We start from the raw sequence: 26308 nt of genomic DNA, 5'->3' as shown, positions 1-26308 counted from the left end.
AAATGTGATATAAATCACAATATAATGACTATATAAAGTGAAATAAATCACATAAATATTGAAATATCCATTTTGGAGGAGGAAGAAATCATGAAAGTCGTTGTTATAGGTTGCACCCATGCAGGAACCGCCGCCATCGTGAATACCGCCCAGCTCTACCCGGATGCTGAAATTACTGTATACGAACGGAACGACAATATCTCTTTTCTCTCCTGCGGCATTGCGCTGTATGTGGGAGGAGTGGTAAAAGACCCCCAAGGCCTGTTCTATTCTTCGCCGGAGAAGCTGGCGGAACTGGGAGTCAAGACGAACATGCTGCATGAAGTCACCTCCGTTGATACCAAGAGCAAAACGCTGCGTGCCCGCAATCTGAAGACCGGAGAGGAATTCGGCGATTCGTACGACAAGCTGATTGTCACTACGGGATCATGGCCGATCGTTCCGAAGCTTGAGGGCATGGAGCTTGAAAATATCGTATTGTCCAAAAACTATCGCCATTCGAACACGATCATCGAGAAAGCCGAGCAGGCCAAACGCATCACCGTGGTCGGCGCCGGTTATATCGGAATCGAGCTGGTTGAAGCGTTCCAGCAGAACGGCAAGGAAGTGACGCTGATTGATGCGGAAGACCGGATTCTGAGCAAATACCTGGATCCCGAGTTTACGGCACCGATTGAACAGTCCCTGAAGGATCACGGCATTGATCTGGCACTTGGGGAAAAGGTCAGCTCCTTCAAGGGAGAGGACGGCAAAGTGACGACCGTAGTGACCGATAAAGGCGAATACAAGGCCGACCTCGTCATTCTCTGCATCGGCTTCCGTCCGAACACCGAGCTGCTGAAGGGTCAGGTCGACATGCTGGCCAATGGAGCGATCATCGTCGACAACTATATGCGCACCAGCGCTGCGGACGTATTTGCGGCAGGCGACAGCTGCGCCATCCACTACAACCCGACCGGCAAGAAAGCCTACATTCCGCTCGCTACCAACGCGGTCCGCATGGGAACTCTGATCGCCCGCAACCTGGTCAGCCAGAGTATCCCGTATATGGGAACGCAGGGCACTTCGGGCATCAAGATTTATGAAGACAACATTGCCGGCACCGGATTGACCGAAGCTGCTGCGCTTCACGAAGGCATTGATGCCGAAGCGGTGCTGGTGAAGGATAACTACCGTCCGGAGTTTATGCCTACATTTGAAGAAGTGCTGCTCAAAGTCGTCTACGAGCGCGCAACCCGCCGCATTCTCGGCGCCCAGATCATGTCGAAGGCGGATCTGACGCAGTCGATCAACACGATTTCGGTATGCATTCAGAACCAAATGACGGTCGATCAGCTGGCATTCGTCGATTTCTTCTTCCAGCCGCATTACAACAAGCCGTGGAACTTCCTGAATACGGCAGGCCTTCAGGCGCTGCCGAAGACGGCGGTGAAAGAGACGGTACAAGCGTAACGACGGTACAAGCGCAGCGTCACTGCGGGAGAACGTTCCCTGCCGGTGAGGCATGAGTTTCGAAGGGATATATTGAAGCGGAATACAACGCAAGACTGGAGAACCGGGGCCGGAAGGCCCCGGTTTTTTGTCGTTATAGGGACTGCCGCTCTTTGGTGATGCTATCCAGCCTAGACCCGGAAAATTAGCGGAGGCCGCAGCGTATTAAATATTATAATTTTACATTTTAAGGAAGAGGTGAAAAGTTTGCAAACTGGGTGAAAAAATTCACTAGCCTCTTTCCATGAGTGATATTTGTCACGTTATTGTCCGTAGTAACGCGATAAAATGAGGCAGTAGGGTTAATAGAAAAAATTTAAAGTATTTTGTGAAGGAGACAGAAACCATGGCTTATAACAAACCACAGCAAATAGCCGAAGTGACGGTGGAGAACGGAATCAAGAAGGCTCACAACCCTCTGCTCGCCGTGCTCATTCTCGGCTTTCTGGGAGGAGCGTTCATCGCTCTCGGATATTTGCTTGATATTCGCGTCATTGCCAGCGCGCCGAAGGAATGGGGTTCGATCGCGTCCTTTATCGGAGCGGCCTTGTTCCCGGTTGGCCTGATTCTCGTGCTGCTGGCGGGCGGCGAGCTGCTGACCGGCAATATGATGGCCGTCCCGCTCGCTTTTATGTCCAAGAAGATTACCTTCGCCGAAACGATCAAGAATCTCGTGCTTATTACGATCAGCAACTTTGTGGGGGCTTTGTTCGTCGCCTACTTCTTCGGCCATGTCGTCGGTCTGACGGCCGACGGCGTCTATCTTGATAAACTCGTAGACCTGGCGCAGCACAAGCTGGATGCCACCTTCCTGCAGGCGTTCGTATCGGGTATCGGCTGTAACTGGCTCGTAGCTTTGGCGGTATGGCTGTCCTACGGCGCCGACAACTTCAGCGGCAAAATCCTCGGCATCTGGTTCCCGACCATGGCGTTCGTTGCCATCGGATTCCAGCACGTTGTGGCTAATATGTTCCTGATTCCGGCCGCCATCTTCGAAGGCCATTTCAGCTGGGGCGAATACTTCGGCAATTTCGCTCCGGTATGGCTCGGCAATCTGGTGGGCGGCGCTCTGTTCGTGGCTGGCGCCTACTTCAACGCCTATCTGCGCAAGACTCCTGCCGCAGTTCAGTCGATCGACAGCGCGGCTGCCGGCGTGAAGAAGCACGCTTAAGGTCATCTGCTCCGCATGTTCCGAATAGCAATTACGAAGGGTACGGCTCCAAACGGAGTGGTACTCTTTTTTTATGAAAATAGATCTTAAGCTAACTTATAGCACTCGGGGGAAATGAGTTGATTTAATAGTCATAAAAAATCATATGTGCTTTATCGTCTTTGTCATATGAAAGCCTATCCTGAAGCGTACCCGTATGAAATTCAAATTTATGCCCATCAGGATCAGTGAAATAAATGGACCTTTTATCCTTCTCATCCCTTATACGACCTGGGAGAACATTTACGCCTAATACTTCGAGCTTTACGTGGAATACCTTCTTCCACATTTAACGCAAGCCATAATCCGTTCAAATCAAAATAAGCCAACTTCCTACCTTTTACTAATAACTTTGCATCAAATACATCTTCGTAGAACTGAATGGATGGATAGTATGCAGATAGAGCGTGATGAGACAAAAAAAACGCCGTCATCATTGGCGGCCCGGGGGAACGAAACCGTCAAGAGGTGCGGCGGGAAAATAGGGAGTATTTCATGCTTGTTATTACCCTGCGCGTTATCCTGCGAATCATGAGTCTCTAAAAGGGTTTGGTCTTTTCTTTGAAAATATGCGACTATAAAATAGTAACAAACACAGACTGACCGCATATGGAGGACTGCAAGCATGAGAGAAGTGAAGAACGGCGTATTCCCGGCGGTGTGCCCGCTGGATTGTCCCGACACTTGCGGACTTCTTGTTCATAAGAAAGACGGCAAAATCGTAAAGGTAACAGGGAATCCGGAGCATCCGGTAACCCGGGGAGCCATCTGCAACAAGGTACGGCACATGGCGGAGCGCGTCCATCACCCGGAGCGGCTGACAACGCCTATGCGCCGGGTAGGTCCTAAGGGAGAAGGCCGTTTCGAGCCGGTCTCCTGGGATGAGGCGATCGCCGAAATCGCCGGAACCTTCTCCCGGCTGTCGGAGGAATACGGGCCGGAGAGCATTCTGCCCTACAGCTTCTACGGCAATATGGGCATACTCAGTGTTGAAGGCATGGACCGGCGTTTCTTCAACGCGCTCGGAGCAAGCCGGCTGGAGCAGACGATCTGCAACTCCGCCGGAAGTGCGGGCTGGAAATATACGATGGGCTTCGGCGGCGGAACGAGTCCCGAGGACATCGTGAATGCCGATCTGATCCTCGTATGGGGCGGCAATATCGTCAGCACCAACATGCATCAGGTTGTACTCGCCGAGCAGGCGCGGAAGAAAGGGGCCAAGGTGGTCGTGATCGACGTTCACCGGAACCGGACCGCCCAGTGGGGAGACTGGTTCCTGCCGCTATATCCCGGAACGGATGCGGCACTTGCCCTTGGCATTATGCATATTCTGTTCCGCGACAGGCTGACGGACGATAGCTTCCTGGCCGCTTACACAACCGGACATGAAGAGCTGAGAGAGCAGGCGAAGGAATACACGCCGGAAGCAGTAGCCGAGATAACGGGCATTCCGGCTGCCGATATCGAGCGTCTGGCCCGGATGTACGGGGAAGCAGCGGTGTCCTACATTCATATCGGCAACGGACTGCAGCATCACGATAACGGCGGCATGTCGGTGCGCACCATTTCCTGCCTGCCGGCGCTGACCGGACAATGGCTCAAGACCGGAGGGGGCGCGTACAAGTCCAACGGTGCCTATGCCGCAATGAACGCTCGCGCTCTGGAGCGTCCCGACCTGCGTCCGAACCCGCGGGCGCGCAGCATCAACATGAACCGGATCGGAGAAGCGCTGGAAATGACGGAGCAGCCGATAAAAGCTCTGTTCGTCTACTGCAGTAATCCGCTTGTCGTCGCACCCGATCTGGAGCGGGTGAAGCGCGGCTTTGAACGGGAGGACCTGTTCACGGTCGTGCATGATTTATTCCTGACCGATACGGCGAAATACGCCGATCTGGTGCTGCCGGCAACCTCAACCTTCGAGAATACCGATCTGTACAGCTCTTACTGGCATCATTATGTCCAGCTTCAGGAGCCGGTACTGGAACCGCCGGGAGACTGCAAGAGCAACTTTGAAGTATTCGCTCTCCTTGGACAAGCTATGGGCTTCGATGATGGGGCGTTCCGCGCAACGGAGGAAGACATGATCCGGGAAGCGCTGAATTATCCGCGCAATCCCTATCTGCACGGTGTGACGCTGGAACGGTTGAAGGAAGAGCGGTTCGTGAAGCTGGATATGTCCCCCAAAGCCAATTACCTGGAGCGCTTAACGACGCCTTCCGGCACAATCGAGCTCTTCTCACGGGCGATGGAAAATGCGGGCCTGCCTCCGCTTCCGGCCTATTCGCCGCTTGTCGAAGGTTATGACGGACTGCGGCGGCCTTCTTCGGAGGAGAAGTATCCGCTGATGTTCATTTCACCGCCCAATCACAACTTCCTGAACTCCACCTTCGCCAATACCGGGAAGCATCAAGCTCTGGAGAAGCGGCCGACGCTGCAAATTCATCCGGAGGATGCGGAGGCGCGCGGCATCGAGGACGGCGATGAGGTCAAGGTATACAATGACCGGGGCTCCATTGAGGTGTGGGCTTCGGTGTCTGACAGGATGCTTCCGGGAACCGTCATCAGCCAGGGGCTGTGGTGGGAAGGGAAGGACCGTCCGCAGCGGAGCAATGTGCTCACTCCGGACAGGCTGAGCGATATGGGGAAAGGGGCGACCTTTTTCTCCACCACGGTGCAGGTGAGGCCGCGTTAATGCGGCAGTGCAAAGGCTTGCCCGATACATCGGTTAAACGTAATACTATAGTGAATTAGTGACATATAGATTACAGGGGATGTATGGGCAGATGAGGTTTTTGGACAACTATCCTAGAGAAGTCAAAGTATTTCTAATCGCAAGTCTGATTAACGCAACCGGCAGTTCCTTGATGTGGCCGCTGGTGACAATGTATGTATTCGATGAGCTGGGACGCAGCATGACGGATGCGGGATTCGTGATCCTGATTCAGTCGCTCGGCGGTATTCTGGGGCAGCTGCTGGGCGGGTCGCTGTATCACAAGGTTGGCGTCAACCGGCTGATTGTCGGCTCGCTGGCGGTCAACGCTCTGACGCTGTTCGCACTCCCGGCTGCAAGCGCGAACTGGACCGCTTTTATCGTTACAATGGGGCTTATGGGACTGTTCAACGCGCTGTCCATGCCTGCGATTCAGGCGTTTGTCGGCTTTCGCTTCGCCTCGCAGCGGGCCCAGCTGTTCAATATTATTTATGTGGCCAACAATATCGGGGTAGCGGTCGGTACGGCGCTGAGCGGCTTCCTCGCCGATATTTCCTATATGCTGAGCTTTGTGCTGAACGGCGCGACCTCCGCTGTTTTTGCGGCTTTTTTCTTTGTGTATCTGAGACGGGTCGGCGGCTCGTCGGGTCCGATTCCGGCTGATGCCCGGAGGGGACCATCACGCCAGGAGTCGAACTGGAAGCTGATGCTGAATACACGCATTTATCTGTTCATGGCGCTGGGTTCGCTGTTTCTGCTGATCGGCAACTCGATCTGGAACACGGGAGTTTCGCCATTCATTATTTCGGAAGGACTGCCGAAGAAATATTATGGCTTTCTATGGACGCTTAACGGGGTGCTGATCTTTGCCGCCCAGCCGCTGGTCTCGCTTATCCGGCGCCGCTTCGCGGCGGAGCCCGCGTCGCAGATGACGGCCAGCGCGATTTTTTACCTGCTCGGTTATGTGGTCATCCTGACCGTTCCAAGCTACGGGGGCATGCTGTGTGCCATGATCCTGACAACGCTTGGGGAGATGCTGATTTCGCCGGCGCAGCCGGCGTTTATCTCCGAGCATGCCGGCCGGAACGCGCCCTTCTACCTGGGCCTGTCCGGCGGCATCGGCGCCGTCGGCCGGGTGCTGGGTCCTCTGTTCATGGGCAGCCTGTTCGATGAGGGCGGTCTTGCTCCGACCGCATGGCTGGCCTGCGCGATGGCGGTGCTGTCGGTCGGATTCTTCGTCATTAATGCATACGGCATCCGCCGCCGTCCGGCGGCCGAGGAGCCTGCTGCATAAAAGTCTTAAAGGCTTTTGCAAATGAGCGGGGGCTGGGGGACAAGTGCGATCCCGCCTCTCCGCAATCGTTCGCAGAAGCTGTTCAAATGCAAGGGGGAACTGACCAATGTTTCGAACAGACACGGAACCGCTGCTGATCCGTCCGTCCGAATTCCGCGACGTCCGTGAGCTCATCACGCTGGACCATCTGATCTGGAACGAGGATACCGCTCCCGCGGCTCTCTCCTGGCGCTCCAGCGAGGAATATTTGCTGCATGCGCCGCCCGGCTCCCAGCTAGTGGCGCTCAAAGGCGGCTCGCTATGCGGTTATCTGGGCTTCGGATGTCCTACCAGCCACCGATGCAACCGGCATGTCTACGAGATCTACATAGCCGTTCATCCCGACTGGCAGCGGCAGGGAGTCGGCAGCTCCCTGATCGAAGCGATGAAGAAGCTGGCGGCGGAGGCAGATGTGCGCAAGCTGAGACTTCGCGCGCTGTCCTGTAATGTGCAGGCGCTGGCCTTCTACCGGAAATGCGGATTTACCGAGGAGGGCCGGCTGCGTGAGGAATTCTACCTGGCGGGCCGCTATGTGGACGAGGTATTCATGAGCTATAGGCTTGTGTAGAAACGAACGGACAGCAGAGAGGAGATCAATCGTGAATATTCAGTCCTTGAATGTAGGAATGCCTGTTGAAGTGTCGTACCGGGATAAGCCGCTCCAAACCGGCATCTACAAAGTTCCGGTATCGGGACCGCTGCCTCTGACCGCCGCCGGGCTGGCAGGAGATGGACAGGCCGATCTCGTCAACCACGGCGGGCCGGACAAGGCCGTATGCGTGTATCCTTCGGAGCATTACGCCTATTGGGAAAGCTGGCTCGGCCGGAAGCTGGACCCTGCGGCCTTCGGGGAGAACGCCACTACCTCCGGCCTTCGGGAGACGGAGGTATGCATCGGCGATATTTATGAAATCGGCACCGCGCTTGTGCAGGTGAGCCAGCCCCGCTATCCATGCTTCAAGCTCTCGCAGAAGCACGGGCCGGACGACATGCCGGCAGAGGTGCTGAAGACGGGCTACAGCGGCTTCTATCTCCGCGTGCTGCGGGAAGGCGAAATCGCCGCCGGCTCCGAGGTGATCAAAGTGGCGTCCGGCGAGGCGAATGCAACGATCGCGCGGGTGCTGCACCTTATGGGAGCGGGACGCGGCGACAAGGAGGGCCTTCGTGAAATGCTTGACGTAGAGGCCTTGGCGTCAGGCATCCGCGATTCGTTCCGCAAACGGCTAGAAGAGGCGCAGTAGGCTGACCGCCGCCTGAGCGCCTCGCTTCGCTCATTTCACGTCTTCCCCTTTCGTACAGGGCGAGTCCGGTTCGCTTCAGGCGGCTCTCCCTGACATTCCTCCTACCGCAGCATATTCCACTCCCTGCGCAGCATGCCGTACACGGCATGGTGAACATACCCTGACGGCAGCTTCTCCGCCTCCCGGACAATACCTTCGAGCACAAAGCCAAGGCGTTCCGGAATGGCCCGGCTGGAGAGATTCTCCGTCGCGCAGCGAATCTCCACACGGTTCAGCTCCATTTCCAGCATGGCATAATCGATGAAGACCCGGCATGCGCTCGTCATATAGCCCTTGCCCTCATAGCCCTGTCCAAGCCAGTAGCCGATGCCGACCGAGCGGTTATGCCAGTCGACCTCGTGGAAGCCGATAATGCCCGCAAGCTGCTCGCGAATCCATAGCCCTGCGGTAAAGCCGCCATTCTCGCTGCCCTGCTTGAGGGCGCTTTTGATGAAGCTGGCCATATGGGCGGGCTCCGTTACGCCATCCACCCAGGGCAGCCAGCGCCGGAGCCGGGCTCTCGACTGCTCCACCAATTGAAACAGAGGTCCGGCCTGCTCCGACGCCAGCGGTTTCAATACAAGCTCATCATCGATGACAAAATGAAACAAGCTGACGCCCCCTTGAAATCATGTTTATCTCTTCAAACGCCGCAAGTGTCCGTGCGCTATCTTCGTTTGATTTTCCATTCCAGCGCGTATATATCCTCTTCGAGGCCCTGCATCCGCTGTACCGCAAGTGTCCGGCAATCGCTGAGCGCCTGGTTGTACACGGCAGGTCCAAGCTCTCCCATGAAGAATTCCAGCATGTTGTCGGCTGCAAGGCGTCCGATACTCTCTCCTCGCTCAAGCTCGAAATATTCCTGAATATGATCCAGTACTGCCTCGCGCTGATCCTGCGGCATTTTGACCGGTTTCATCCCAACCTCCCCTTTCTGCATTCATGCTACTCCATCCCCCGCCGGGAAGTCAAAGCACTTGTCCAGTACGGTGGAATCCCATTTTATTGAACATTAACTGCGTAACGGGTATATTAAGAAGACCAGACTTAAAGTAGGAAAGGTTGATTGCTGTGGAGAAACCGAACACCCCCTCCAATTTCATTAAAAATATCATCAACGAAGATCTCAGCTCCGGCAAGGTAAAAGAGGTTATCACCCGCTTTCCTCCCGAGCCGAACGGATACCTGCATATCGGACATGCCAAGGCGATCTGGATCAACTTCACGCTGGCGGCCGAGTTCGGCGGCAAGACGAATCTGCGGTTCGACGACACGAATCCGCTGAAGGAAGATACGGAGTACGTCAAATCGATTGAGGAAGATGTCAAGTGGCTCGGATATGAATGGGAAAATCTCCGCTTCGCCTCCGACTATTTCGGCGAAATGTACGAACGCGCGGAGCTGCTCATCAAGAAGGGCAAGGCGTACGTGGACGACCTCAGCGCAGATGAAATCCGCGAGCTTCGCGGCACGCTTACGGAGCCGGGCAAGAACAGTCCGTACCGGGAACGCAGCGTGGAGGAGAACCTGGATCTGTTCCGGCGCATGAAGGCCGGCGAGTTCAAGGACGGCGAGAAGGTGCTGCGCGCCAAGATCGACATGGCTTCACCGAACATCAACCTTCGCGATCCCGTGCTCTATCGCATTGCCAGAGCCCATCACCATAACACGGGCGACGCCTGGTGCATCTATCCGATGTACACGTATGCGCATCCGCTGGAGGATGCCATCGAAGGCATCACGCATTCACTCTGTTCGCTGGAGTTCGAGGATCAGCGCCCCTTCTATGACTGGGTAATCGCCGAATGCGAAATGCCGGCAGTGCCGCATCAATACGAATTCGGCCGCCTCAACCTGGCCCAGACGGTGACAAGCAAGCGCAAGCTGAAGCTGCTTGTGGACGAAGGCCATGTGGACGGCTGGGACGATCCGCGGATGCCGACCATTTCCGGTCTGCGCCGCCGGGGCTACACGCCGGAAGCGATCCGCAATTTCGTGTTCGAGACGGGCATTTCGAAGAGCCAGGGTCTGGTCGACCTCGGCATGCTGGAGCATTTCATCCGCGAGGATCTGAAGCTGAAGGCGCCGCGCACGATGTCGGTGCTTCGTCCGCTCAAGGTCGTCATCACGAACTATCCGGAAGGCAAGACCGAGTGGTTTGAGGCGGAGAACAATATCGAGAACGAGGAAATGGGCGTCCGCCAGATTCCGTTCTCCCGTGAAATCTACATTGAACGGGACGATTTCATGGAGAACCCGCCGAAGAAGTTCTTCCGTCTGTTCCCGGGCAACGAGGTGCGGCTGAAATATGCTTACTTCATTACCTGCAACGAAGTGATCAAAGACGAGAACGGCGAAGTCGTCGAGCTGCGCTGTACCTACGATCCGGAGACGAAGACAAGCACCCGGAAGGTTAAGGGCACGCTTCACTGGATCGACGCGCAGCATGCCGTTCCAGCCGAATTCCGGCTGTATGAGCCGCTCATTCTGGCCGATGAGCCGGAAGGCGAGGGCGTGGAGAATGAAGGCGAAGGCAAGCCGGAGCCGACCTTCCTCGACCAGCTCAATCCGAATTCGATTGAGATTCTGCAGGGATTTGTGGAGCCTGGGCTCAAAGACAGCAAGCCGCAGGACAAGTTCCAGTTCTTCCGTCACGGCTATTTCAATGTCGACAGCCGGTACTCGGCTCCAGGCAAGCCGGTGTTCAATCTGATCGTCAAGCTTAAGAGCTCCTATCAGCCGCCCAAGGAAAGCTGAGAATCGCGGACTGCTGCGGAAGGACACAGCTGAACAAGCTTCTCTCATAAAGGAAAGGAATCCCTGCATCAGTGCGGCAGGAAGAACCCTCCAGCTTACTGGCGCCGGCGCCTTGCCGGCGCCGGTTTGTTTATTCCGCCGCTTCCGTCCCCGCCACATTACCGAAACGATGCTCGCTAAGCTCCCCCATGATCTACCCGGCTGCCGTGAACCGGTAGCCGGGCGAAGGATCAGTTTTTTTATTCCAGCCTGATACAAAACCCACTTCCCGGCCGTCTAATTAACAGCTGCAGCTAGAGAGGAGGAACAATCTTGGGATTTCCGGAATCTTCCCTGTTCAAACAAATCTTTTACGAATACTATCCTGGAGTGCTCCGCAAGCTGGCCGCGCTGCTGCGTGACGAAGCGGTCGCGGAGGATCTCGCACAGGAGACGTTCCTGAGGCTGTATAGACAACCGCCCGACAATCTGGAGGCTCCCGGCGCCTGGCTGCACCGGGTAAGCACTCGTCTTGCTTATGACTATATGGGACGGGCGGCGAGAGAACGCGAATTGGCCGAACAGAGTGAGCGGGAGCAGCCGGCAGGCGGTTCCTCGCCGTCGGGCGAGGAGGAATGGATGCGGCAGCTGGACCAGGAGGAGGTCCGGCATTGGCTGGACGGACTGGATGAGCGGGACCGCAAGGCTCTGCTGCTTCGTTATTCCGGTTACAGCTATGCCGAAATCGCCGAAGAGCTGTCTGTGCGGCCGCAGATCATGGGCACATTGCTGTCACGGGCGACGGAGCGTCTGCGCCGCCAGGCTGCGGATGCGGGAGTGGAACTTCACTGACAGGGATGGCCCTGCGGGACATAAAAGGAAATGCTGGACCAGAGCGTGCGGGATCGCACTTCTGACAAGCGGTATCGGCCGCACATAGATCAGGCATAAGGAGGCTTATCGCAGATGACGACATCAGATTGTGAATTTGAAATGACGGACGCAGGTGTCACCGACAAGGCGTGGGAGCGGATAAGACAGACACTGGAGCGGGAGCCGGCTTCCGCAGCATGGGAAGCGCTGGAACGGCGGGCCATGGAAGCTGGACAGGAAGGGCTGCGGGCGGAGCAAGCCGTTTATCCGGCTCCAGCGGAGGAACTAGTGAAGGCGGATGCTGCCGGAGAGATGCCGCGGGACCTGCGGCTTCAAGCGGACAGCCGCCTGGCTTCCGGCGAAGCGGCTGCCGTGAGCGGACCCGCCGCCGTAATGAAGAAGGAAGAAGCGCCTGCCGCAGCGCGCCGCGTAAGAAAGGGGCGGATGCGCCGCTGGACGGCAGCCGCAGTAGTCGCGGCGACTGTGCTGGCCGTAACCGTTACCCCGGCCGGAAGCAAGGCGCTGGCATCGATTCTCGGCACCTTCCGGATGGAGAAGGTGACCGAGGTGAACCAAGCCGATATGGAGCAGCTGTTCAACAGTGTCTTCCAGTCGGGCGTCACGGACGAGCAGATCAACCGGTACGGGGAATTCCGGGTGAAGACCGGCACCCAGAGCGGCGGATACAGCCGCGATCAGGCGGAGGCCTTGACCGGCGTGAAGCTGCTGCCGGAGTCGCAGGCGGGTGACGGTGATACGTTCTATGTCTCGGCGGACTCGGAGATTTCCCTTAAGCTGAATGTGAAGGAAATCAATAAGACGATGAGGCAGCTTGGAGCCACGAAGCTGTTCCCGTCCTCGGTTGACGGAAAGGAGGTCACGCTCGTTACCGAACCGGCTGTGAACTATATGGTCAAGCTGGACGGCATTGGCGAAGGCGTTCAAATATCGCAGATGAAAGCGCCGAAGGTCAAGGTCGATCCTTCCGTTGATGTCCAGGATGCGCTGGACACCGTGCTGCAATTCCCGCTGCTGCCGGAAGCGCTGCGCAACAGCCTTAGCGCCGGCAACCTGCTGGAGAACGGAGAGCTTCCGCTTCCCGTCATGACGGAGGGGCAATCGGCACGGCTTGAGATTGATGGAGTTCCCGTCATTTTGACCGAAAATTCGTATGGTGACCATTATCATTCCTGGAATGCGATCTGGGTTAAGGATGGCATCATGACGACAGCTACGGTATCCAACGGCTCCGGCGGTCAAGCTGAGCAAATCGGCCAGGCGTTCCGCGACAAACTAGGGGAGCTGGTCGAGCCGTGATCGCGATCAAAACGGAGGGGCTGACGAAGCGGTATCCGAATGGCCGCGGCTGCAGCGACATCCATATTGAAGTAAGGGAAGGGGAAGCCTTCGGCTTCCTCGGTCCCAACGGCGCAGGCAAGAGCACCTGCGTTAAAATGCTTGTCGGCCTGACCTTCCCTACGGAAGGCCGGGCTTCGCTGTTTGGAGAGCCGATCGGCAGTCTGGCGGCCCGGCGTATGATCGGCTACCTGCCGGAGCTGTACCGGTATCAGGAATGGCTGACCGGACGCGAGGTGGTCGAGCTGCATGCAAGGTTGTGCGGCCTGTCCCGGGAGGAAATCACCCGCCGTGTGCCGGAGATGCTGGACAAAGTCGGCATCGGCCTGCGTTCGCGCGACCGGGTGAAGCATTATTCGAAGGGAATGCAGCAGCGGCTGGGCCTCGCCTGCGCGCTGGTCGGCGATCCTCGCATTCTGTTCCTTGATGAGCCGTCTTCGGCCATGGACCCGATCGGCCGGGGCGACGTTCGGCGGTTGATGAGAGAACTGAAGGAGCGGGGGATCACGATCTTCCTGAATTCCCATCTCATGGAGGATGTCGAAATGCTGTGCGACCGGGTAGCGCTGCTGAACGACGGCAAGATTCTCAGTCAGGGAACGGTGGACGAGGTGCTGCGGAAGTCTCCGGTATGGCGGCTTCGTGTCGGCGGCTGGGAACCGCGCCTGCTGGAATGGCTGCGGGAGGAGACCGGGCTGAAGATTGTCATGTCCGGGGCGCAGGCAGACGGAGCGGCGGTGCTGGAAGCGGAGATCGTGGATGAAGAGCAGGCCGGCTGGCTGCATCATTTGCTGATCGAACAAGGCGTTATCCTGTACGAAAGCGCCCGGGCCCAGACACGGCTGGAGGAATGGTTCGTCACTGAGCTGGCCGGCAAGAACCACAGGGGGGAACGGGCATGAATATCATTTGGAAAATGACCTGGAAGGAGCTGCTTCGCAAAAGAGTGCTGACTCTGACGCTCATCCTGACTGCCGTCTTCCTGATCACATTCTGGTTCATCGCGTCGACGATCGGCAGAGAGTTTGGCGCCGGCCTCCCGGCGGATGATCCAGGGAGGCTGATTGAGCGGTATGGGGGCGGCCTGTTCGTGCTTGGACTCGGTTTCTTCTTCGGCACCTTTGTCGTGGCGTTTCTGTCGATCTTCAGCTCCTCTTCCTCTGTGTCCGGGGAGGCGGAGATCGGTGTGATGCAGGCACTCCTGCCCCGGCCGCTTCCGCGCTGGAAATGGTATCTGGGCCGCTGGCTTGGATATGTCAGCTTCTGCATGCTGTATGCGCTGCTGCTGTTCGCCTCGATTTTGCTGATATCATCCTTCCACGTCGCCGTTCCGCGTGATCCGCAGTCGCTGCTGCTCGCTTATCTGCTGTATGCGCTTCTCGTTCCGCTGCTCGTTAGCGTCTCGATGCTGGGTTCGACATTCCTGTCATCGATCGGCAACGGTGTACTGATGACGATGCTGTACGGCGCAGGCTGGCTGGGCGGAATGATCGAGAAAGTATCGAGCCAGTTCGCTTCGCTTAAGGAAGGCGCGTTCGCAACGCTGAACCAGATATCGGGTCTGCTCATGCTCGTTATGCCAACAGACGGGGTGCAGCGGATGATGCTGGATCGGCTGTTCAACCTGTCAGGCATCCAGGAAATGGCTGGATTCGGAATGGACAGCATGCTGTCCGTGTTCGGCGTCGGGAACGCACCGTCTCCGGCATTTCTGGCGTATACGCTGATTTACACGGGCGTGATGCTAGGGCTCGGCCTATGGCGTTTTCAGAGCAAGGACCTGTAGAAATATGTTAAGATTGGGATAACCGCGTGAGGAAAATGCGGGCGGTCAGGCGGCGATGAAGGCGCATGAGAAGCCCTGATTAGGTGTCAAATCAAACAGGGTGGACCGCTCTGGCCAATTGGCCTGGCAGTCCACCCTGCTATGGTTTAAACGGCTGCGCCGCGTGTGAGACGACTTTGGGCTGACTCAGGGTTCTTCGTCTTCCGCTTCTTCATTCCCGGCCGAGACCGGCCGGTAGCTGCCGCTCTTGACGAACAGCCACATCGCGCCATACCCCAGCGCGCCGATCAAGGCGAGAAAGAGGCAGAATTCGTACATGCTCTGGGCGCCGAGATAGTGAAACAGCCAGCCGCCGAGAATGCCGCCAATCATGCCCGAAATGCCGCCCCAGGATAAGGTGAACAGCATCTGGCCCGAAGAACGGACGGGGGCCGGCACGAACAGCATGGTCAGCTGGGTTCCAACGAAGAAGAATCCGCCGAACGTAACGGAATGCAGAATTTGAATGAATGCAACCTCCAGCGGAGTGGTGGACCGGGCCATCAGCCACCAGCGGAGAACGAAAAGGACGCTGACCAGGGCCAGCCAGCCGAGCAGGGTCGCAATATTGCGGCGCAGGTATCGGCTGCACAGCCAGAAGACGCCGAACTCCAGAATCGACGAGAGAAATACGGCCAGTCCGACCATCGTCTTCGATCCGCCCATGTCATTGATATACAACGGCATGAAGGTCGTGTTGATCGTATTCGGAATCGAGACGAGAACACCGAACAGGATGAACACCAGAAAGTACGGATTTCCGAGTACGAGCCGGAAGCCCCGGAACGGGTTCGGTGACGTCAGGGCGGGCTGCTGCAGCTTTGGCAGAAAGGCAAGCGACAGCATGGCCAGGGCCAGCATGCCGGCGAACAGGTACGACAGGACCGGCACACCGGCTGCCTGCACGATCGGGCCTGCAGCGATGGCTGTGATTGCCCATCCGAGCGAACCCCACAGCCGCAGGGAGCCGAACCGCCGGGCGTCTCCTTCCGTGTAGCTCAGCACGAGCGTGTTGCTCTGGGCGAACAGCGGGGTCTGGCAGAAGTAGAACAGAATCATCGCGATATAGATTGTTTCGTATGTATTAGCCCGGAAAATGAGCAGGGAGAACAGCAGCGTTCCGGCCAGCATCAGCAGCACGATAACCCTGATATTCTGAGAGCGTTCCGTCCACATTCCCCAGAACGGATTGGCGGCGATCGAGACGAACGGGCCGATGGACAGCAAGAGCCCGATCTCCATTTTGTTCATGCCGACATCCTGAAGGTAGAGCTGAAAGTAACTGGTGAATAACACCATGGTGCCGTACACAAGAAAATTGAACCATTTTAGCGATCCAAAGGTAGATAGAACTCGGTTATTTGCCTGCAATGAGATGCTCTCCTCCTGCAAATGCCTTTCATTGAATCAGGACCGGCGTTGCCGCCGCTATCTTCACTGTATCATGTGTTGAAAAGGGATACAAACCAGCAAAATGGGATTTTTCCGGTAAAATAGGAATTTTGGAGGGGATTGGGACTTGCTCGGACATCATACAGGTGAAAAACAACAGCCGCCCTTCATTGCGGGCATCGTGCTGGCCGGGGGGCAGTCGTCGCGGATGGGGACCGACAAGGCGATGCTGGATATCGGCGGAATGCCGTCGATTTCCCGGGCCGCCGGGGCGCTGCGGAGCGTCGCAGCGCAGGTCGTCATCGCCTGCGGGGAGAAGGAGCGGGAGGAGTACCGCTTCCTGAACCTTCCGCAGGCGCCGGATCGCTTCCCGGGCTGCGGCCCGCTGGCGGGCATTCATGCCGGGATGATGCACTCGCCCGCGGAGTGGTACGCAGCGGTTGCATGCGATCTGCCGTTTGTTACGGCGGATTTTCTGCGCTGCATGATAGCGCGCGCGGCAGCGGACACGGCAGCGGGAAGCGGCGGGCCGCAGGCTGTTCTGCCGGTGTCGGCGGAAGGGCGGCTTCAGCCGCTCCTGGGGCTGTATCGCCGGGACGCGCTGCCGTTCCTTGAAGAAGCGCTTGCCGCAGGCCGATTCAAGGTCATGGACTGGCTCCGGAATTTGGACGTCCGGCAGGTGCCGGAGTCCCTGTGTTCAGGCGCCCGGAGAGATCACCCCTCACCGCTGCTTAATATGAACACTCTGGAGGACTACCGGAAGGCGGGGGATTTTCGAGTTTAAATCCAGTTTACAGGGAAGGTGTATGTTGTCCTTATACTTGTGAAGAAGGGAATGAACTTCAATGGCCAAGGCCGATCCGAAATCCCGGGACGTTAAGTCCCTTCGTCCTTTTCTGAAGCTGCTCAAGGAGACGAGGCCTCCCTACGGTCTGCTTGTCCTTGCGATAACGCTCAGCGTGATCTCCACGCTGGTCTCTCTCGTGATTCCGATGTTCACCAAGGGGCTGGTCGACGGCTTCGCGCTGTCTTCGATCAGCGGACTGCAGATTGCCGGCATAGCCGGCGCTTTTATCGCCCAGACGATCGCAGCTGGCGTCTCGGTCTACCTGCTGAATTACGCCGGCCAGAAGATGGTGGCGGGGCTTCGGGAGCGGCTGTGGCGCAAGCTGCTGCTGCTGCCGGTCTCCTATTACAACGACAGCCGTACAGGCGAAAGCGTCAGCCGGATGACGAACGATACGGGAATTATCAAAACGCTTGTCTCGGAGCATGCCGCCAGCCTGTTCACCGGACTGATTTCGATCGTCGGCTCGGTGTCGGTGCTCTTTTATCTCAATTGGAAAATGACGCTCGTCCTGTTCACCGTGCTGCCGCTGTCCGCGCTCATTCTTGTGCCGCTCGGCCGGATGATGTACCGGATCTCGAAGGGCATGCAGGATGAGACGGCGTCATTCACGGCCAACCTGAGCGGTGTGCTGTCGGAGATCCGGCTGGTCAAGGCGTCCGGGGCGGAGGAACGGGAATATGAGTCCGGCAGAGCCAGCATTGGCAGACTGCTCGCCTTCGGCATCAGGGAGGGCAAGGTCGGCGCCTGGATCAGCCCGCTCGTCTCCCTCGTCTTCATGATGCTGCTTGTCGTCATTATCGGCTACGGCGGGATGCAGGTGTCAAGCGGAGCCTTGACGGCCGGAGAACTGGTCGCGTTCATTCTGTACCTGATCCAGATCGTTATGCCGCTGACGCAGCTGACGACCTTTTTCACCCAGATTCAGAAGGCGATGGGCGCATCGGAACGGATTATGGAGACGCTGGATCATCAAGAAGAGCACTACGAAGGGAAGGAAGCAGAGGACGGGGGAAATCTCCCGATCACGCTTGCGAACGTCGTCTTTGGCTACAAAAGCGAGGAGCCCGTCCTGCGCGACGTAAGCTGCGAAATTCGTCCGGGCGAGGTGACCGCGATTGTCGGGCCGAGCGGCGGAGGAAAGACGACCCTGTTCGGATTGCTGGAGCGTTTCTATGAGCCGCTTGCGGGAAGCATTGCGCTAGGCGGCACGTCGATCAACGATTTCTCCCTGTCCTCCTGGCGGGGGAGCATCGGGTATGTCTCCCAGGAGAGTCCGCTGCTTGCCGGAACAGTCGCAGAGAATCTCACCTACGGCCTGGACCGGGAGATCAGCCCGGAGGAAATGAAGCGGGCAGCCGCTATGGCGTATGCCGACGCTTTTATCGAAGAGCTGCCGAACGGCTACAATACCGATGTCGGGGAGCGGGGCGTGAAGCTGTCCGGCGGCCAGCGGCAGCGGATCGCCATCGCCCGGGCGCTGCTGCGCGATCCGAAGATTCTGATGCTGGATGAGGCGACCTCAAGCCTGGACAGCAAGTCCGAGGCCGTCGTGCAGAAGGCTCTGTCCAATCTGATGCGGGGACGGACGACACTGGTGATCGCCCACCGGTTGTCCACGGTCGTGAATGCCGATCAGATTCTGTTCATGGAGAAAGGCAAGATTACGGGCAGAGGCAAGCATGAGGAGCTGCTGCGGGAACATGAGCTGTACCGGGAATTCGCGCTCCAGCAGCTGCAGGTGGCGGGACCGGACGATGCGGCCGGTTCCGATGCGGCGGAGCTTGACAAGAGAGAGGAGGACACCGGCCATGGCCAAAATTCTGGTAGTGGACGACGATCCGCACATCCGCGAGTTGGCGGCCGTCTTTTTGAAGGCTGAGGGGATGGAGGTATTCGAGGCGGCCGACGGCAGGGAGGCCCTCGATTTCCTGATGGACCAGACGGTTGATATGGTCATCCTCGATATCATGATGCCGAATGTGGACGGATGGGAGCTGACCCGGGAGCTGAGGCGCGAATCCGATCTGCCGCTGCTCATGCTGACCGCGAAAGGCGAAACCTCACAGATCGTCAAGGGCTTCGAGCTTGGCACGGACGATTATCTGGTCAAGCCGTTCGAGCCGCCGGTGCTGCTCGCCCGGGTGAAGGCGCTGCTCAAGCGATACCAGATATCTTCGGCGCAGAGCGTGACTGTAGGCAGGCTGAAGATGAACCGCAAAACGTATGAAATTCAGAGCGAGGAAGGCGTTCTGACGCTGCCGCTCAAGGAATACGAGCTGCTGTTCAAGCTGGCGAGCTATCCGGGGCAGACGCTGACGCGCGAGAGATTGATCGAAGAGATTTGGGGCTATGACTTTGAGGGCAATGAGCGCACGCTGGACGTGCATATCAACCGGCTGCGCGAGCGGTTCCCGGGCGAACGGTACGGCTTCGTGATCCGCACGGTCAGAGGGCTGGGCTACCGCCTGGAGGGAACCGAATGAAGAAGCTGGTTATGGTTCTTAAGGCCGTGCTGGGAATGGCGGTTATCTTCACGGTATTAACGGGTACATGGACGGCGGGATACTTCATCATGCATGCTCTTTATCGGCATTATGGGGCGCCGTCCTCCAAATACGTCTCTCAGCTTCTGACGGTGCTGCTCGGATTCCTGATCGTGCTTCTGATCGGCGGGGTGTTCTCCTTGATCGGCCGCGGCAGGGAACGGGCCTTCTACATCCCGGTCCTGGAGGCGATTCGGCGTATTGCCAAAGGCGATTTCTCCGTAGTTGTGGAGAACACAGAGCGTTACGGCCAGTTCGGCGAGCTGGTGGAAGGAATCAATGAGATGGCCAGCGAGCTGAGCCGGATGGAGACGATGCGGCAGGATTTCATTTCGAACGTCTCCCATGAAATCCAGTCGCCGCTGACGTCGATCCGGGGCTTCGCCCAGGCGCTGCGCAGCGAAGGGATCAGCCCGGAGGACCGGGAGCATTACCTGGACATTATCGAGTCCGAGAGCGCGCGGCTGTCCGGTCTCAGCGACAGTCTGTTGAAGCTGTCGGTGCTGGAGGGCGACAGTTCTCCGCCGGAGAGAAAGCTGTACAGGCTGGACCGCCAGCTCCGCAGCCGGATTCTGGCGTGCGAGCCGCAGTGGATAGGAAAGGGAATCGAGGTCGAGGCGGAGCTGGAAGAGCTGTGGGTGACGGGAGCGGAGGATCTGCTCGGCCAGGTTTGGAGCAATCTGCTGCATAACAGCGTTAAATTCACGCCAAAGGACGGATTGATCACGGTTACGGCCCGGCAGAGCGGCCGGAACATCGAGGTGAAGGTCGCCGATACGGGGGTCGGGATATCCGAAGAGGATCTGCCCCGTATTTTCGAGCGGTTCTACAAAGCCGACAAAGCGCGCAGCGCCGGCGGGGGAGGCAGCGGTCTTGGACTCTCCCTCGTGAAGAAGATCGTGGAGCTTCATGGAGGGACAGTCGCCGCCGAGAGCCGGCCCGGCGAAGGAACGGGGGTCACGGTCACGCTGCCGGGCGAGCCGGTGGGGTAAGGGAGAGCGGTTACCCGCTCTTCATCTACATGGGGGCCGAGATCCGAAAGCCGTAAATAAGTTGTGCGCTAAATAGGAAATTAGGGCATGGGTTTTTCTCTTTTTTGTTGAAAATATTTTCCCTATCATGTGGGGAGAGTGAAGAAGAGAGGTGACCTATGACCCTGATTCGTCCTTCAGAGAAGGTACTTCGTGCAACGATCTCTGTGCTTGGATTTCCGATGACCGTAATTCAAGCCGTTTTATCCATGCGTTCACTGCATAAACATAAAGCTCCGGGGGAGATCATTTCAATTGGCGGGCGCAGCCTTCATGCCATTGTGAGTGGAAGGGGCGATAGCATATTACCGACGATTATATTGGAATCGGGAATGGGCGGAAGTGCCTTGGATTGGTCATTGGTTCAACCTGCACTGGCTAAATATACGAGAGTTGTGGCCTATGACCGGGCCGGATTCGGTTGGAGCACCCAGACTATGGAGGAACCAACCTGTGCCAATTATGTTCAGGATTTAAGGAGGCTTCTTGCCCAAAAAAAGCTGGAACCTCCATACCTGCTCGTCGGTCATTCATTTGGCGGGCTGATCATGAGGCTGTTCGCTTCCCAATATCCGGAGGAGGTATCCGGGCTGGTTCTTGTAGATTCAACTCATGAAAAGAGATATATAGAGTCACATTTCAATCATTCAAGAAGGCAGGAGCAGCTGCGATATCAAAAAAGACTAAGGCTCGGATTTTTATTATCACCCATAGGATTGACCCGCATTATGAAGCAGCATATCGGGACGGGAAAATTGCCTCCCGCTATTCAAAACAAAGTGACCGCTTCAGGATATAGGAATCATGCATACAAAGCTGCCTATTTGGAATTTCTGCATACTTCTGTAAGCGCCGATCAGATCATCGAATCGAGCCCTTTGAGGCCTGACATGCCCGTCATGGTATTGACCGCCGGGAGGCAAAATGAGGCATGGAAAGAGTCGCAGAGGGAACTTCTGCAATTAACGGACCAAACCCGGCAGAGGATCATAGAGGATAGCTGGCATTCGATCCCAATTCATAAACCGCAGGCCGTTGTGCAATCCGTATTGGGCCTGCTATACAGAGCGGATTGAAGCGGCGTGCCTGTCTCCGGCTGGCTGGTTGTGTTGGAATCGCCTACTTACAACCGGCAGGCGTCATACCTGACCGCCGAACTGGCGGATCACCTCCGCCAGCCGGGCGATCCCACGCTCGAGCTCGGCCGGGGAAGCGTATGAGAAGGACAGGCGCAGATGCCGGCTGTCGGAGCGGTCGTACAGATCGCCTGTGTTGAGCAGCAGCCCTTCGGCCAGCGCCGCGTGAAACAGCTTCGGCAGCGGCAGCGGATGCTTCAGCCGGAGCCATACATAGAATCCGCCGGAAGGGCGGTTCCAGGAAGCCAGTCCGGCAAAATGCCTCTCCAAGAGAGCCAGCAGCAGATCGCGCCGCTCCCGCAGCTTCATGCGCAGCGTTTCCGTATGCCGGTCGTGGAGACCCTTCTCCAGCCAAATGGCAGCAGCCTGCTGGGACAGGGAGCTTGCCCCGTAATCGGTCTGCATCTTGATGTCGGCCAGCCGCTGGATGACGGGCTCGGGCCCGGCGATCCAGCCGATCCGCAGCCCGGGGCTGGCCGATTTGGACAGCGTGCCGAGATGGAGCACGCGTCCGCTCCGGTCCATCGCTTTCAATGGCGGGGGTGGCGGGGCATCCAGCCACAGCTCTTGATAGGCTCCGTCCTCCAGAACGGGAAGCCCGAGAGCGTCAGTCTTCTCCATGAGCTGCTGTCTGCGTTCCAGATCCATCACAATCCCGGTGGGATTGTGAAAGGATGGGATCGTATACAGCAGCGCCGCCCCGGTGCGGGCTGCCGCCGGCTCCAGTTCTTCCGGGATCAGGCCCCGGTCGTCCATCGCCAGGCCGTGCAGCCGGACGCCGGCCGATTGAAAGGCGTGGATGGAGTACAGGTATGAAGGCTTCTCCAGTACAATGGACGAGCCCTTGGGGAGCAGGCCGAGCGAGATCAGCTGGAAGCCCTGAAGCGCTCCGGACAGGATCAGGATGGAGGACGGACCAGCGTTAATGCCGCTGCGCGCCAGCTCCGCGCTGACCGCCCGGCGGAGCCGGAGGCTGCCGAGCGGCTCCTCATACGGCAGCGGCAGCGGGCCTTGCGCCAGTTCCGCCATCACGGCGGCCATTTCCGTTCCGGGCAGCAGGTCCGGGCCCGGCTCTCCCGTGCCGAGCCGGATCAGCCCGGGGCTGAACTCCAGGCGGTTGATCGCCTGGATGGCCGGCAGGTTCGGGTAATGCCGGCCTTCCTCCACGTAGGCGAGCCAGCTTCCCCGGCCTCCTTCGCCGTTCCCGGGCCGGGTCACGGCCGTTCCGCCGCCGTGTCTGCCCTCGATGAGGCCGGACTCCGCGAGCAAGCCAAGCGCGGCGACTACCGTGCTGCGGTTGACGCCAAGCTCTCTCGCCAGCGTGCGCTGCGGCGGGAGCTTCGTGCCCGGCGGCCAGCTGCCGCTGCCGATTTTGCCCCGGATATAGGCGGCGATCTGCCTATAGAGAGGAACCGGCCCGGAGAGGTCGGGAGTCCAGTCCGGCAACGGGCCGGGACATTCTCTACCGTTTGAGCTTTCATTATCCGGAAGCTCCGGAAGCGGAAATCTGGGGGACATGGGATCACTGCTCCTTCGCGGCTGAGTTCTGCGTATTATTGCCTTCAGTATAGCATAGCAAAAGACGGCCGCCCGGCTTGGTTGGGCGGCCGTCTTCAGTTTTGGATGGTCACGGCTCGGGCCGGCAGGCGGTATGATCGGTAAAGATCATATTCGCAGGCCTTTCGCCGCTCCGGCAGCGGCGGGCCAAGGAGGAACAGCAGGCAATGACAGAAGCAATCATTCACGGGATGATATTGGCCATCGGCCTCATTCTGCCGCTTGGCGCGCAGAATATTTTTGTATTCAACCAGGGAGCAGCCCAGCCCGCCGTTCTCAGGGCGCTGCCAGCTGTGCTGACGGCAGCCGTATGCGATACGCTGTTGATTACGGCATCGGTAGGGGGCATATCGCTGGCCGTTCTGGCACTGAAAGGGCTGACGCCGATTCTGTATGGAGTTGGTGCCGTCTTCCTGACGGTCATGGGCTGGAAAATATGGCGGGGCGGCTTCTCCGGAAGCCAGGCCGCTGCGCTGCCGCCGAGGGGACAGGCGCTCTACGCGCTGTCGGTGTCGCTGCTCAATCCCCACGCCCTGATGGACACCGTGGGCGTCATCGGGACGAGCTCGCTCCAGTACGCCGGCTGGGAGCGCTGGACCTTCGCGGGGGCCGCTGCCCTCGTCTCCTGGGCCTGGTTCGCGGCTCTGGCCGCGGCGGGCCGGATGCTGGGAGCAGCCGACCCTTCGGGCAGGCTGCTCCGTTGTATGAATGTTATCTCCGCGCTGCTGCTGTGGGGCATGGCGGTTATGATGCTGCTTCGCCTGCTTCGCCTGCTGCGCCTGGCGGCGGGTTAACCGCCGATCTGCGACATGCGGCGGGCGGTCGGGGTATGGCTCTGCGCTTTCTTCTCAAGCGCCAGAGCCATTTCGTGATTATGGGGCTTGCCGGCGAGCGCCTTGCGGAACAGCGCGCGGACGGCTTCGGGGTCGTCCGCCAGGGGGCGGACATTATATTCGTCCGACCAGTACAGACAGGCCTTGATATGGCCGTCCGCCGTCAGGCGAAGCCGGTTGCAGTTGTCGCAGAAATGCTCGCTGACGGGATGGATCAGGCCGAAGGTGCCCTGGGCCCCGGCCACGCGGCGGTCCTGGGACGGTCCTCCGCCTGCCGACGAATGGGCCGGCTCGGTCTCCCAGCCGGCTTCCCGGCATGCCTCCAGCACCCGCTCAAGCGGCAGATAGGTCTGCCGCCAGGTGTCGGTCGCGCTGCCGATCGGCATATATTCAATGAACCGCACATTCAGCGGGTTGTTCAGGGTCAGGGCGACAAAGTCTTTGATTTCGTCGTCGTTGATGCCTTTCATCAACACAACATTGAGCTTGATCGGTGATAGACCGGCCGCCTGGGCGGCTTCGATGCCCTTCAGCACCTTCGCCACCTCACCGCCCCGGGTAATCATGGCGAACCGTTCCTGGCGGAGCGAGTCGATGCTGATATTCACCCGGGAGAGCCCGGCGGCTTTAAGGGATGCCGCCTTGCCGGGGAGCAGCAGTCCGTTCGTCGTCAGGGAGAGATCCTCGATGCCCGGAATGCCGGCCAGCATCTCGACAAGGCGTTCCAGATCGCGGCGCACCAGGGGCTCGCCGCCGGTCAGCCGGATTTTGCGCAGTCCGGCGGGAGCGAGCGCCTTCACGATCGAGGCGATTTCTTCATAGCTCAGAATTTCGTCATGAGGCTGGAATTGCATGCCTTCCGCCGGCATGCAATAAATACAGCGCAAATTGCAGCGGTCCGTGACCGATATCCGCATATAGTCGTGAACGCGTCCAAAAGGGTCTGTCAGCAGTTCCATGGCGATGGCACCCCTTTCGCTGGGCATACTGTTGTTATGATTATTTAAAATTTTATGATTTTAGCGGTTCGCCGTCAATTGCTAGACAAGACAGCGATTCTCTTATCTTAACATGAGGCAGGATAAGGGATGGGAAGAATTTGACGGTAATGCGACAATTGGGGAGAAACTTCATAAAATGCTCAAAAAAAGCGCTTACAATTTGGGGTATAATAAAAACGCAAAAGGCTGATAACTTTTAATTATCGCCTGCAACGAGTACAATAAGGATGGCCGCAGCCAGTCTGCGCGCCGACAATCCGAAGGAGGACTTCCCAATGACCATGATGACCATTCCTTCCCTGAATGTTCCCGACGCCTTTGGCCGCTGGCTGGAAACCAGGGGTTTCATATATCAGCTGTTCGCCGATTTCCTCGGCAGAAGACCGACTCTGTCCCTGATTGCCCAGTGGAGCCGCAACCGGCAGATCGCCAAGGGCGCCGAAATTTGGGATGCCGGGCGCGAAGTGAAATCGTATCTGTGCGGACGGAAGCCCCAGGAGCTTGTTGAGCTGTGCGAGAAGGAAGGCGTAGAGTACGACCGTCTGATGAAGGATGGGACCCTGATGGGCGTTCAGCCGAGAGAGGCCGCCCTGATCGGCGAGTCGGAGGCGTTCAGCAATGTGTTGTCCTGCCTGTACGCTTCGGCCGGCATCGTATTCAAGAAATGCGGGGACGAGTCGGATGACCATATTGCCATCGAACTTGAATTCATGAACGAACTGCATGAGCGCATGCTTTTTAACAGCTTCTCGGCGAGAAGTGCGCTGGAGCTGCTGAACGTGCAGGAGAGCTTCCTGCAGGAGCATCTGCTTCAGTGGACGCCTGAGTTCTGCAAGCATCTGGACGAAGCGACGGACAGCCCGCTGTACCGGGGGCTTGCCCGGATGCTGAAGGAATTCCTGCCGTACGATCTGCACATGCTTCAAGCCTGGAGATCGTCCATGGAGAGCGCCGCTGCGGCGGTATGACCGTCTGCGTCTGATTGTTATCCAATAGAAACCGCAAGCCTTTCTTCCTCGGGGAAGAAGGGCTTTTTGCTGTCACTGAGGCGGGATAGAGATGCCCTCTGTCGCTTACTCTTGCTGCCCGGTCGCAGAAGCTCGATCTACAAGTTTCCCATATCTGTTTCCATGGGAGCGCCTGATGCGGGT

The 26308-nt window shown here is 57.9% G+C and carries 23 protein-coding genes and 1 pseudogene; 18 read left to right on the top strand and 6 right to left on the bottom strand.

Translation table 11 applies throughout. From position 1 onward, the window contains the following. Positions 1–90: 90 nt before the first annotated feature. Together PSTEL_RS24510 and PSTEL_RS24505 are read left to right on the top strand one after the other, a co-directional pair. Positions 91–1452, top strand: a complete 1362-nt coding sequence (locus PSTEL_RS24510) for an FAD-dependent oxidoreductase (protein WP_038699431.1) — start codon at positions 91–93, stop codon at positions 1450–1452. Between the two features lie 385 nt (positions 1453–1837). After that, positions 1838–2662: a formate/nitrite transporter family protein gene (locus PSTEL_RS24505; protein ID WP_038699429.1), complete on the top strand. Its 825-nt coding sequence runs from the start codon at positions 1838–1840 to the stop codon at positions 2660–2662. Positions 2663–2786: 124 nt separating this feature from the next. On the opposite strand, the pseudogene PSTEL_RS24500 reads toward PSTEL_RS24505, so the two are convergent. Continuing rightward, a pseudogene (locus PSTEL_RS24500) lies at positions 2787–3138 on the bottom strand (VOC family protein). Positions 3139–3326: 188 nt separating this feature from the next. Between PSTEL_RS24500 and PSTEL_RS24495 the strand changes: the two are divergent. The 4 genes from PSTEL_RS24495 (at position 3327) to PSTEL_RS24480 (ending at position 7985) form a co-directional block, all read left to right on the top strand. Then, positions 3327–5393 carry a molybdopterin-containing oxidoreductase family protein gene (locus tag PSTEL_RS24495; RefSeq protein ID WP_038699427.1) on the top strand — a complete coding sequence of 689 codons (2067 nt, stop codon included), beginning with the start codon at positions 3327–3329 and terminating at the stop codon, positions 5391–5393. Between the two features lie 91 nt (positions 5394–5484). Continuing rightward, a complete protein-coding gene (locus tag PSTEL_RS24490; protein WP_038699425.1) occupies positions 5485–6705 on the top strand; it encodes an MFS transporter in 1221 nt (406 codons plus the stop codon). A gap of 106 nt (positions 6706–6811) precedes the next feature. Continuing rightward, positions 6812–7312, top strand: coding sequence for a GNAT family N-acetyltransferase (locus PSTEL_RS24485; RefSeq protein WP_038699423.1), 501 nt, complete (start codon positions 6812–6814; stop codon positions 7310–7312). Between the two features lie 31 nt (positions 7313–7343). After that, a complete protein-coding gene (locus tag PSTEL_RS24480; RefSeq protein WP_038699421.1) occupies positions 7344–7985 on the top strand; it encodes an MOSC domain-containing protein in 642 nt (213 codons plus the stop codon). A 101-nt stretch (positions 7986–8086) separates the two neighbouring features. Here PSTEL_RS24480 and PSTEL_RS24475 read toward each other — a convergent pair whose 3' ends face one another. Beyond that, the gene (locus tag PSTEL_RS24475; protein WP_038699419.1) at positions 8087–8635 is read right to left on the bottom strand and encodes a GNAT family N-acetyltransferase; all 549 of its coding nucleotides are present in this window, start codon (positions 8633–8635) and stop codon (positions 8087–8089) included. 56 nt (positions 8636–8691) lie between these two features. After that, positions 8692–8943, bottom strand: a complete 252-nt coding sequence (locus PSTEL_RS24470) for a DUF2164 domain-containing protein (RefSeq protein WP_038701622.1) — start codon at positions 8941–8943, stop codon at positions 8692–8694. A gap of 152 nt (positions 8944–9095) precedes the next feature. Between PSTEL_RS24470 and PSTEL_RS24465 the strand changes: the two genes are divergently transcribed. From PSTEL_RS24465 to PSTEL_RS24445, 5 genes are all read left to right on the top strand, one after another. Then, positions 9096–10781: a glutamine--tRNA ligase/YqeY domain fusion protein gene (locus tag PSTEL_RS24465; RefSeq protein WP_038699417.1), complete on the top strand. Its 1686-nt coding sequence runs from the start codon at positions 9096–9098 to the stop codon at positions 10779–10781. A gap of 312 nt (positions 10782–11093) precedes the next feature. Then, a complete protein-coding gene (locus tag PSTEL_RS24460) occupies positions 11094–11612 on the top strand; it encodes a sigma-70 family RNA polymerase sigma factor (RefSeq protein ID WP_038699415.1) in 519 nt (172 codons plus the stop codon). A gap of 114 nt (positions 11613–11726) precedes the next feature. After that, positions 11727–12950 carry a hypothetical protein gene (locus PSTEL_RS24455; RefSeq protein ID WP_038699413.1) on the top strand — a complete coding sequence of 408 codons (1224 nt, stop codon included), beginning with the start codon at positions 11727–11729 and terminating at the stop codon, positions 12948–12950. After that, positions 12947–13891 (top strand): ABC transporter ATP-binding protein, encoded by a 945-nt coding sequence (locus tag PSTEL_RS24450; RefSeq protein ID WP_038699411.1) that lies wholly within the window; start codon positions 12947–12949, stop codon positions 13889–13891. Before PSTEL_RS24455 ends, PSTEL_RS24450 begins: the two co-directional genes overlap by 4 nt. Beyond that, positions 13888–14775 (top strand): ABC transporter permease, encoded by an 888-nt coding sequence (locus PSTEL_RS24445; protein ID WP_038699409.1) that lies wholly within the window; start codon positions 13888–13890, stop codon positions 14773–14775. Before PSTEL_RS24450 ends, PSTEL_RS24445 begins: the two co-directional genes overlap by 4 nt. 186 nt (positions 14776–14961) lie before the next feature. Here PSTEL_RS24445 and PSTEL_RS24440 read toward each other — a convergent pair whose 3' ends face one another. Then, the gene (locus tag PSTEL_RS24440) at positions 14962–16185 is read right to left on the bottom strand and encodes an MFS transporter (protein WP_052098948.1); all 1224 of its coding nucleotides are present in this window, start codon (positions 16183–16185) and stop codon (positions 14962–14964) included. A 148-nt stretch (positions 16186–16333) separates the two neighbouring features. Here PSTEL_RS24440 and mobA point away from each other — a divergent pair, with 148 nt between their 5' ends. The 5 genes from mobA to PSTEL_RS24415 all read left to right on the top strand — a co-directional run bounded on the left by mobA (position 16334) and on the right by PSTEL_RS24415 (position 21706). Beyond that, complete coding sequence (gene mobA, locus PSTEL_RS24435; protein ID WP_052098945.1) at positions 16334–16990, top strand: molybdenum cofactor guanylyltransferase; 657 nt, start codon at positions 16334–16336, stop codon at positions 16988–16990. A gap of 61 nt (positions 16991–17051) precedes the next feature. Next, positions 17052–18935 (top strand): ABC transporter ATP-binding protein, encoded by a 1884-nt coding sequence (locus PSTEL_RS24430; protein WP_038699405.1) that lies wholly within the window; start codon positions 17052–17054, stop codon positions 18933–18935. Next, on the top strand, positions 18865–19539 hold the full coding sequence (locus PSTEL_RS24425; RefSeq protein WP_038699403.1) for a response regulator transcription factor: 675 nt from the start codon (positions 18865–18867) through the stop codon (positions 19537–19539). Before PSTEL_RS24430 ends, PSTEL_RS24425 begins: the two co-directional genes overlap by 71 nt. Beyond that, positions 19536–20591 carry a sensor histidine kinase gene (locus tag PSTEL_RS24420; protein ID WP_038699401.1) on the top strand — a complete coding sequence of 352 codons (1056 nt, stop codon included), beginning with the start codon at positions 19536–19538 and terminating at the stop codon, positions 20589–20591. The genes PSTEL_RS24425 and PSTEL_RS24420 overlap by 4 nt, the downstream gene beginning before the upstream one ends. A 158-nt stretch (positions 20592–20749) precedes the next feature. Further along, positions 20750–21706, top strand: a complete 957-nt coding sequence (locus tag PSTEL_RS24415; protein ID WP_038699399.1) for an alpha/beta fold hydrolase — start codon at positions 20750–20752, stop codon at positions 21704–21706. Between the two features lie 63 nt (positions 21707–21769). Here PSTEL_RS24415 and PSTEL_RS24410 read toward each other — a convergent pair whose 3' ends face one another. Continuing rightward, the gene (locus PSTEL_RS24410) at positions 21770–23284 is read right to left on the bottom strand and encodes an aminotransferase-like domain-containing protein (RefSeq protein WP_156995957.1); all 1515 of its coding nucleotides are present in this window, start codon (positions 23282–23284) and stop codon (positions 21770–21772) included. A 206-nt stretch (positions 23285–23490) separates the two neighbouring features. On the opposite strand from PSTEL_RS24410, the gene PSTEL_RS24405 reads away from it, so the two are divergent. Continuing rightward, entirely contained in the window at positions 23491–24117 is a 627-nt protein-coding gene (locus tag PSTEL_RS24405) for a LysE/ArgO family amino acid transporter (protein ID WP_038699389.1), read from the top strand. Here the strand turns inward: PSTEL_RS24405 and moaA are convergent. Continuing rightward, the gene (gene moaA / locus PSTEL_RS24400; RefSeq protein ID WP_038699387.1) at positions 24114–25115 is read right to left on the bottom strand and encodes a GTP 3',8-cyclase MoaA; all 1002 of its coding nucleotides are present in this window, start codon (positions 25113–25115) and stop codon (positions 24114–24116) included. The genes PSTEL_RS24405 and moaA overlap by 4 nt on opposite strands. Before the next feature lie 317 nt (positions 25116–25432). Between moaA and PSTEL_RS24395 the strand changes: the two genes are divergently transcribed. After that, positions 25433–26125: a TorD/DmsD family molecular chaperone gene (locus PSTEL_RS24395; RefSeq protein ID WP_038699385.1), complete on the top strand. Its 693-nt coding sequence runs from the start codon at positions 25433–25435 to the stop codon at positions 26123–26125. The last annotated feature ends 183 nt before the right edge of the window (positions 26126–26308 follow it).

This window comes from Paenibacillus stellifer (genome assembly GCF_000758685.1).
Classification (GTDB): domain Bacteria; phylum Bacillota; class Bacilli; order Paenibacillales; family Paenibacillaceae; genus Paenibacillus_AQ; species Paenibacillus_AQ stellifer.
Note: the sequence above shows the minus strand (reverse complement) of the source record. Positions and strands in the feature narration are given on the sequence as shown.

Coding starts and splice junctions, on each gene's coding strand:
- PSTEL_RS24495 (WP_038699427.1), top strand. CDS start 3,327: ATGAGAGAAGTGAAGAACGGCGTATTCCCGGCGGTGTGCCCGCTGGAT.
- PSTEL_RS24405 (WP_038699389.1), top strand. CDS start 23,491: ATGACAGAAGCAATCATTCACGGGATGATATTGGCCATCGGCCTCATT.
- PSTEL_RS24510 (WP_038699431.1), top strand. CDS start 91: ATGAAAGTCGTTGTTATAGGTTGCACCCATGCAGGAACCGCCGCCATC.
- PSTEL_RS24420 (WP_038699401.1), top strand. CDS start 19,536: ATGAAGAAGCTGGTTATGGTTCTTAAGGCCGTGCTGGGAATGGCGGTT.
- PSTEL_RS24415 (WP_038699399.1), top strand. CDS start 20,750: ATGACCCTGATTCGTCCTTCAGAGAAGGTACTTCGTGCAACGATCTCT.
- PSTEL_RS24490 (WP_038699425.1), top strand. CDS start 5,485: ATGAGGTTTTTGGACAACTATCCTAGAGAAGTCAAAGTATTTCTAATC.
- PSTEL_RS24445 (WP_038699409.1), top strand. CDS start 13,888: ATGAATATCATTTGGAAAATGACCTGGAAGGAGCTGCTTCGCAAAAGA.
- PSTEL_RS24395 (WP_038699385.1), top strand. CDS start 25,433: ATGACCATGATGACCATTCCTTCCCTGAATGTTCCCGACGCCTTTGGC.
- PSTEL_RS24430 (WP_038699405.1), top strand. CDS start 17,052: ATGGCCAAGGCCGATCCGAAATCCCGGGACGTTAAGTCCCTTCGTCCT.
- moaA (WP_038699387.1), bottom strand. CDS start 25,115: ATGGAACTGCTGACAGACCCTTTTGGACGCGTTCACGACTATATGCGG.
- PSTEL_RS24485 (WP_038699423.1), top strand. CDS start 6,812: ATGTTTCGAACAGACACGGAACCGCTGCTGATCCGTCCGTCCGAATTC.
- PSTEL_RS24470 (WP_038701622.1), bottom strand. CDS start 8,943: ATGAAACCGGTCAAAATGCCGCAGGATCAGCGCGAGGCAGTACTGGAT.
- PSTEL_RS24425 (WP_038699403.1), top strand. CDS start 18,865: ATGGCCAAAATTCTGGTAGTGGACGACGATCCGCACATCCGCGAGTTG.
- PSTEL_RS24455 (WP_038699413.1), top strand. CDS start 11,727: ATGACGACATCAGATTGTGAATTTGAAATGACGGACGCAGGTGTCACC.
- PSTEL_RS24410 (WP_156995957.1), bottom strand. CDS start 23,284: ATGTCCCCCAGATTTCCGCTTCCGGAGCTTCCGGATAATGAAAGCTCA.
- PSTEL_RS24505 (WP_038699429.1), top strand. CDS start 1,838: ATGGCTTATAACAAACCACAGCAAATAGCCGAAGTGACGGTGGAGAAC.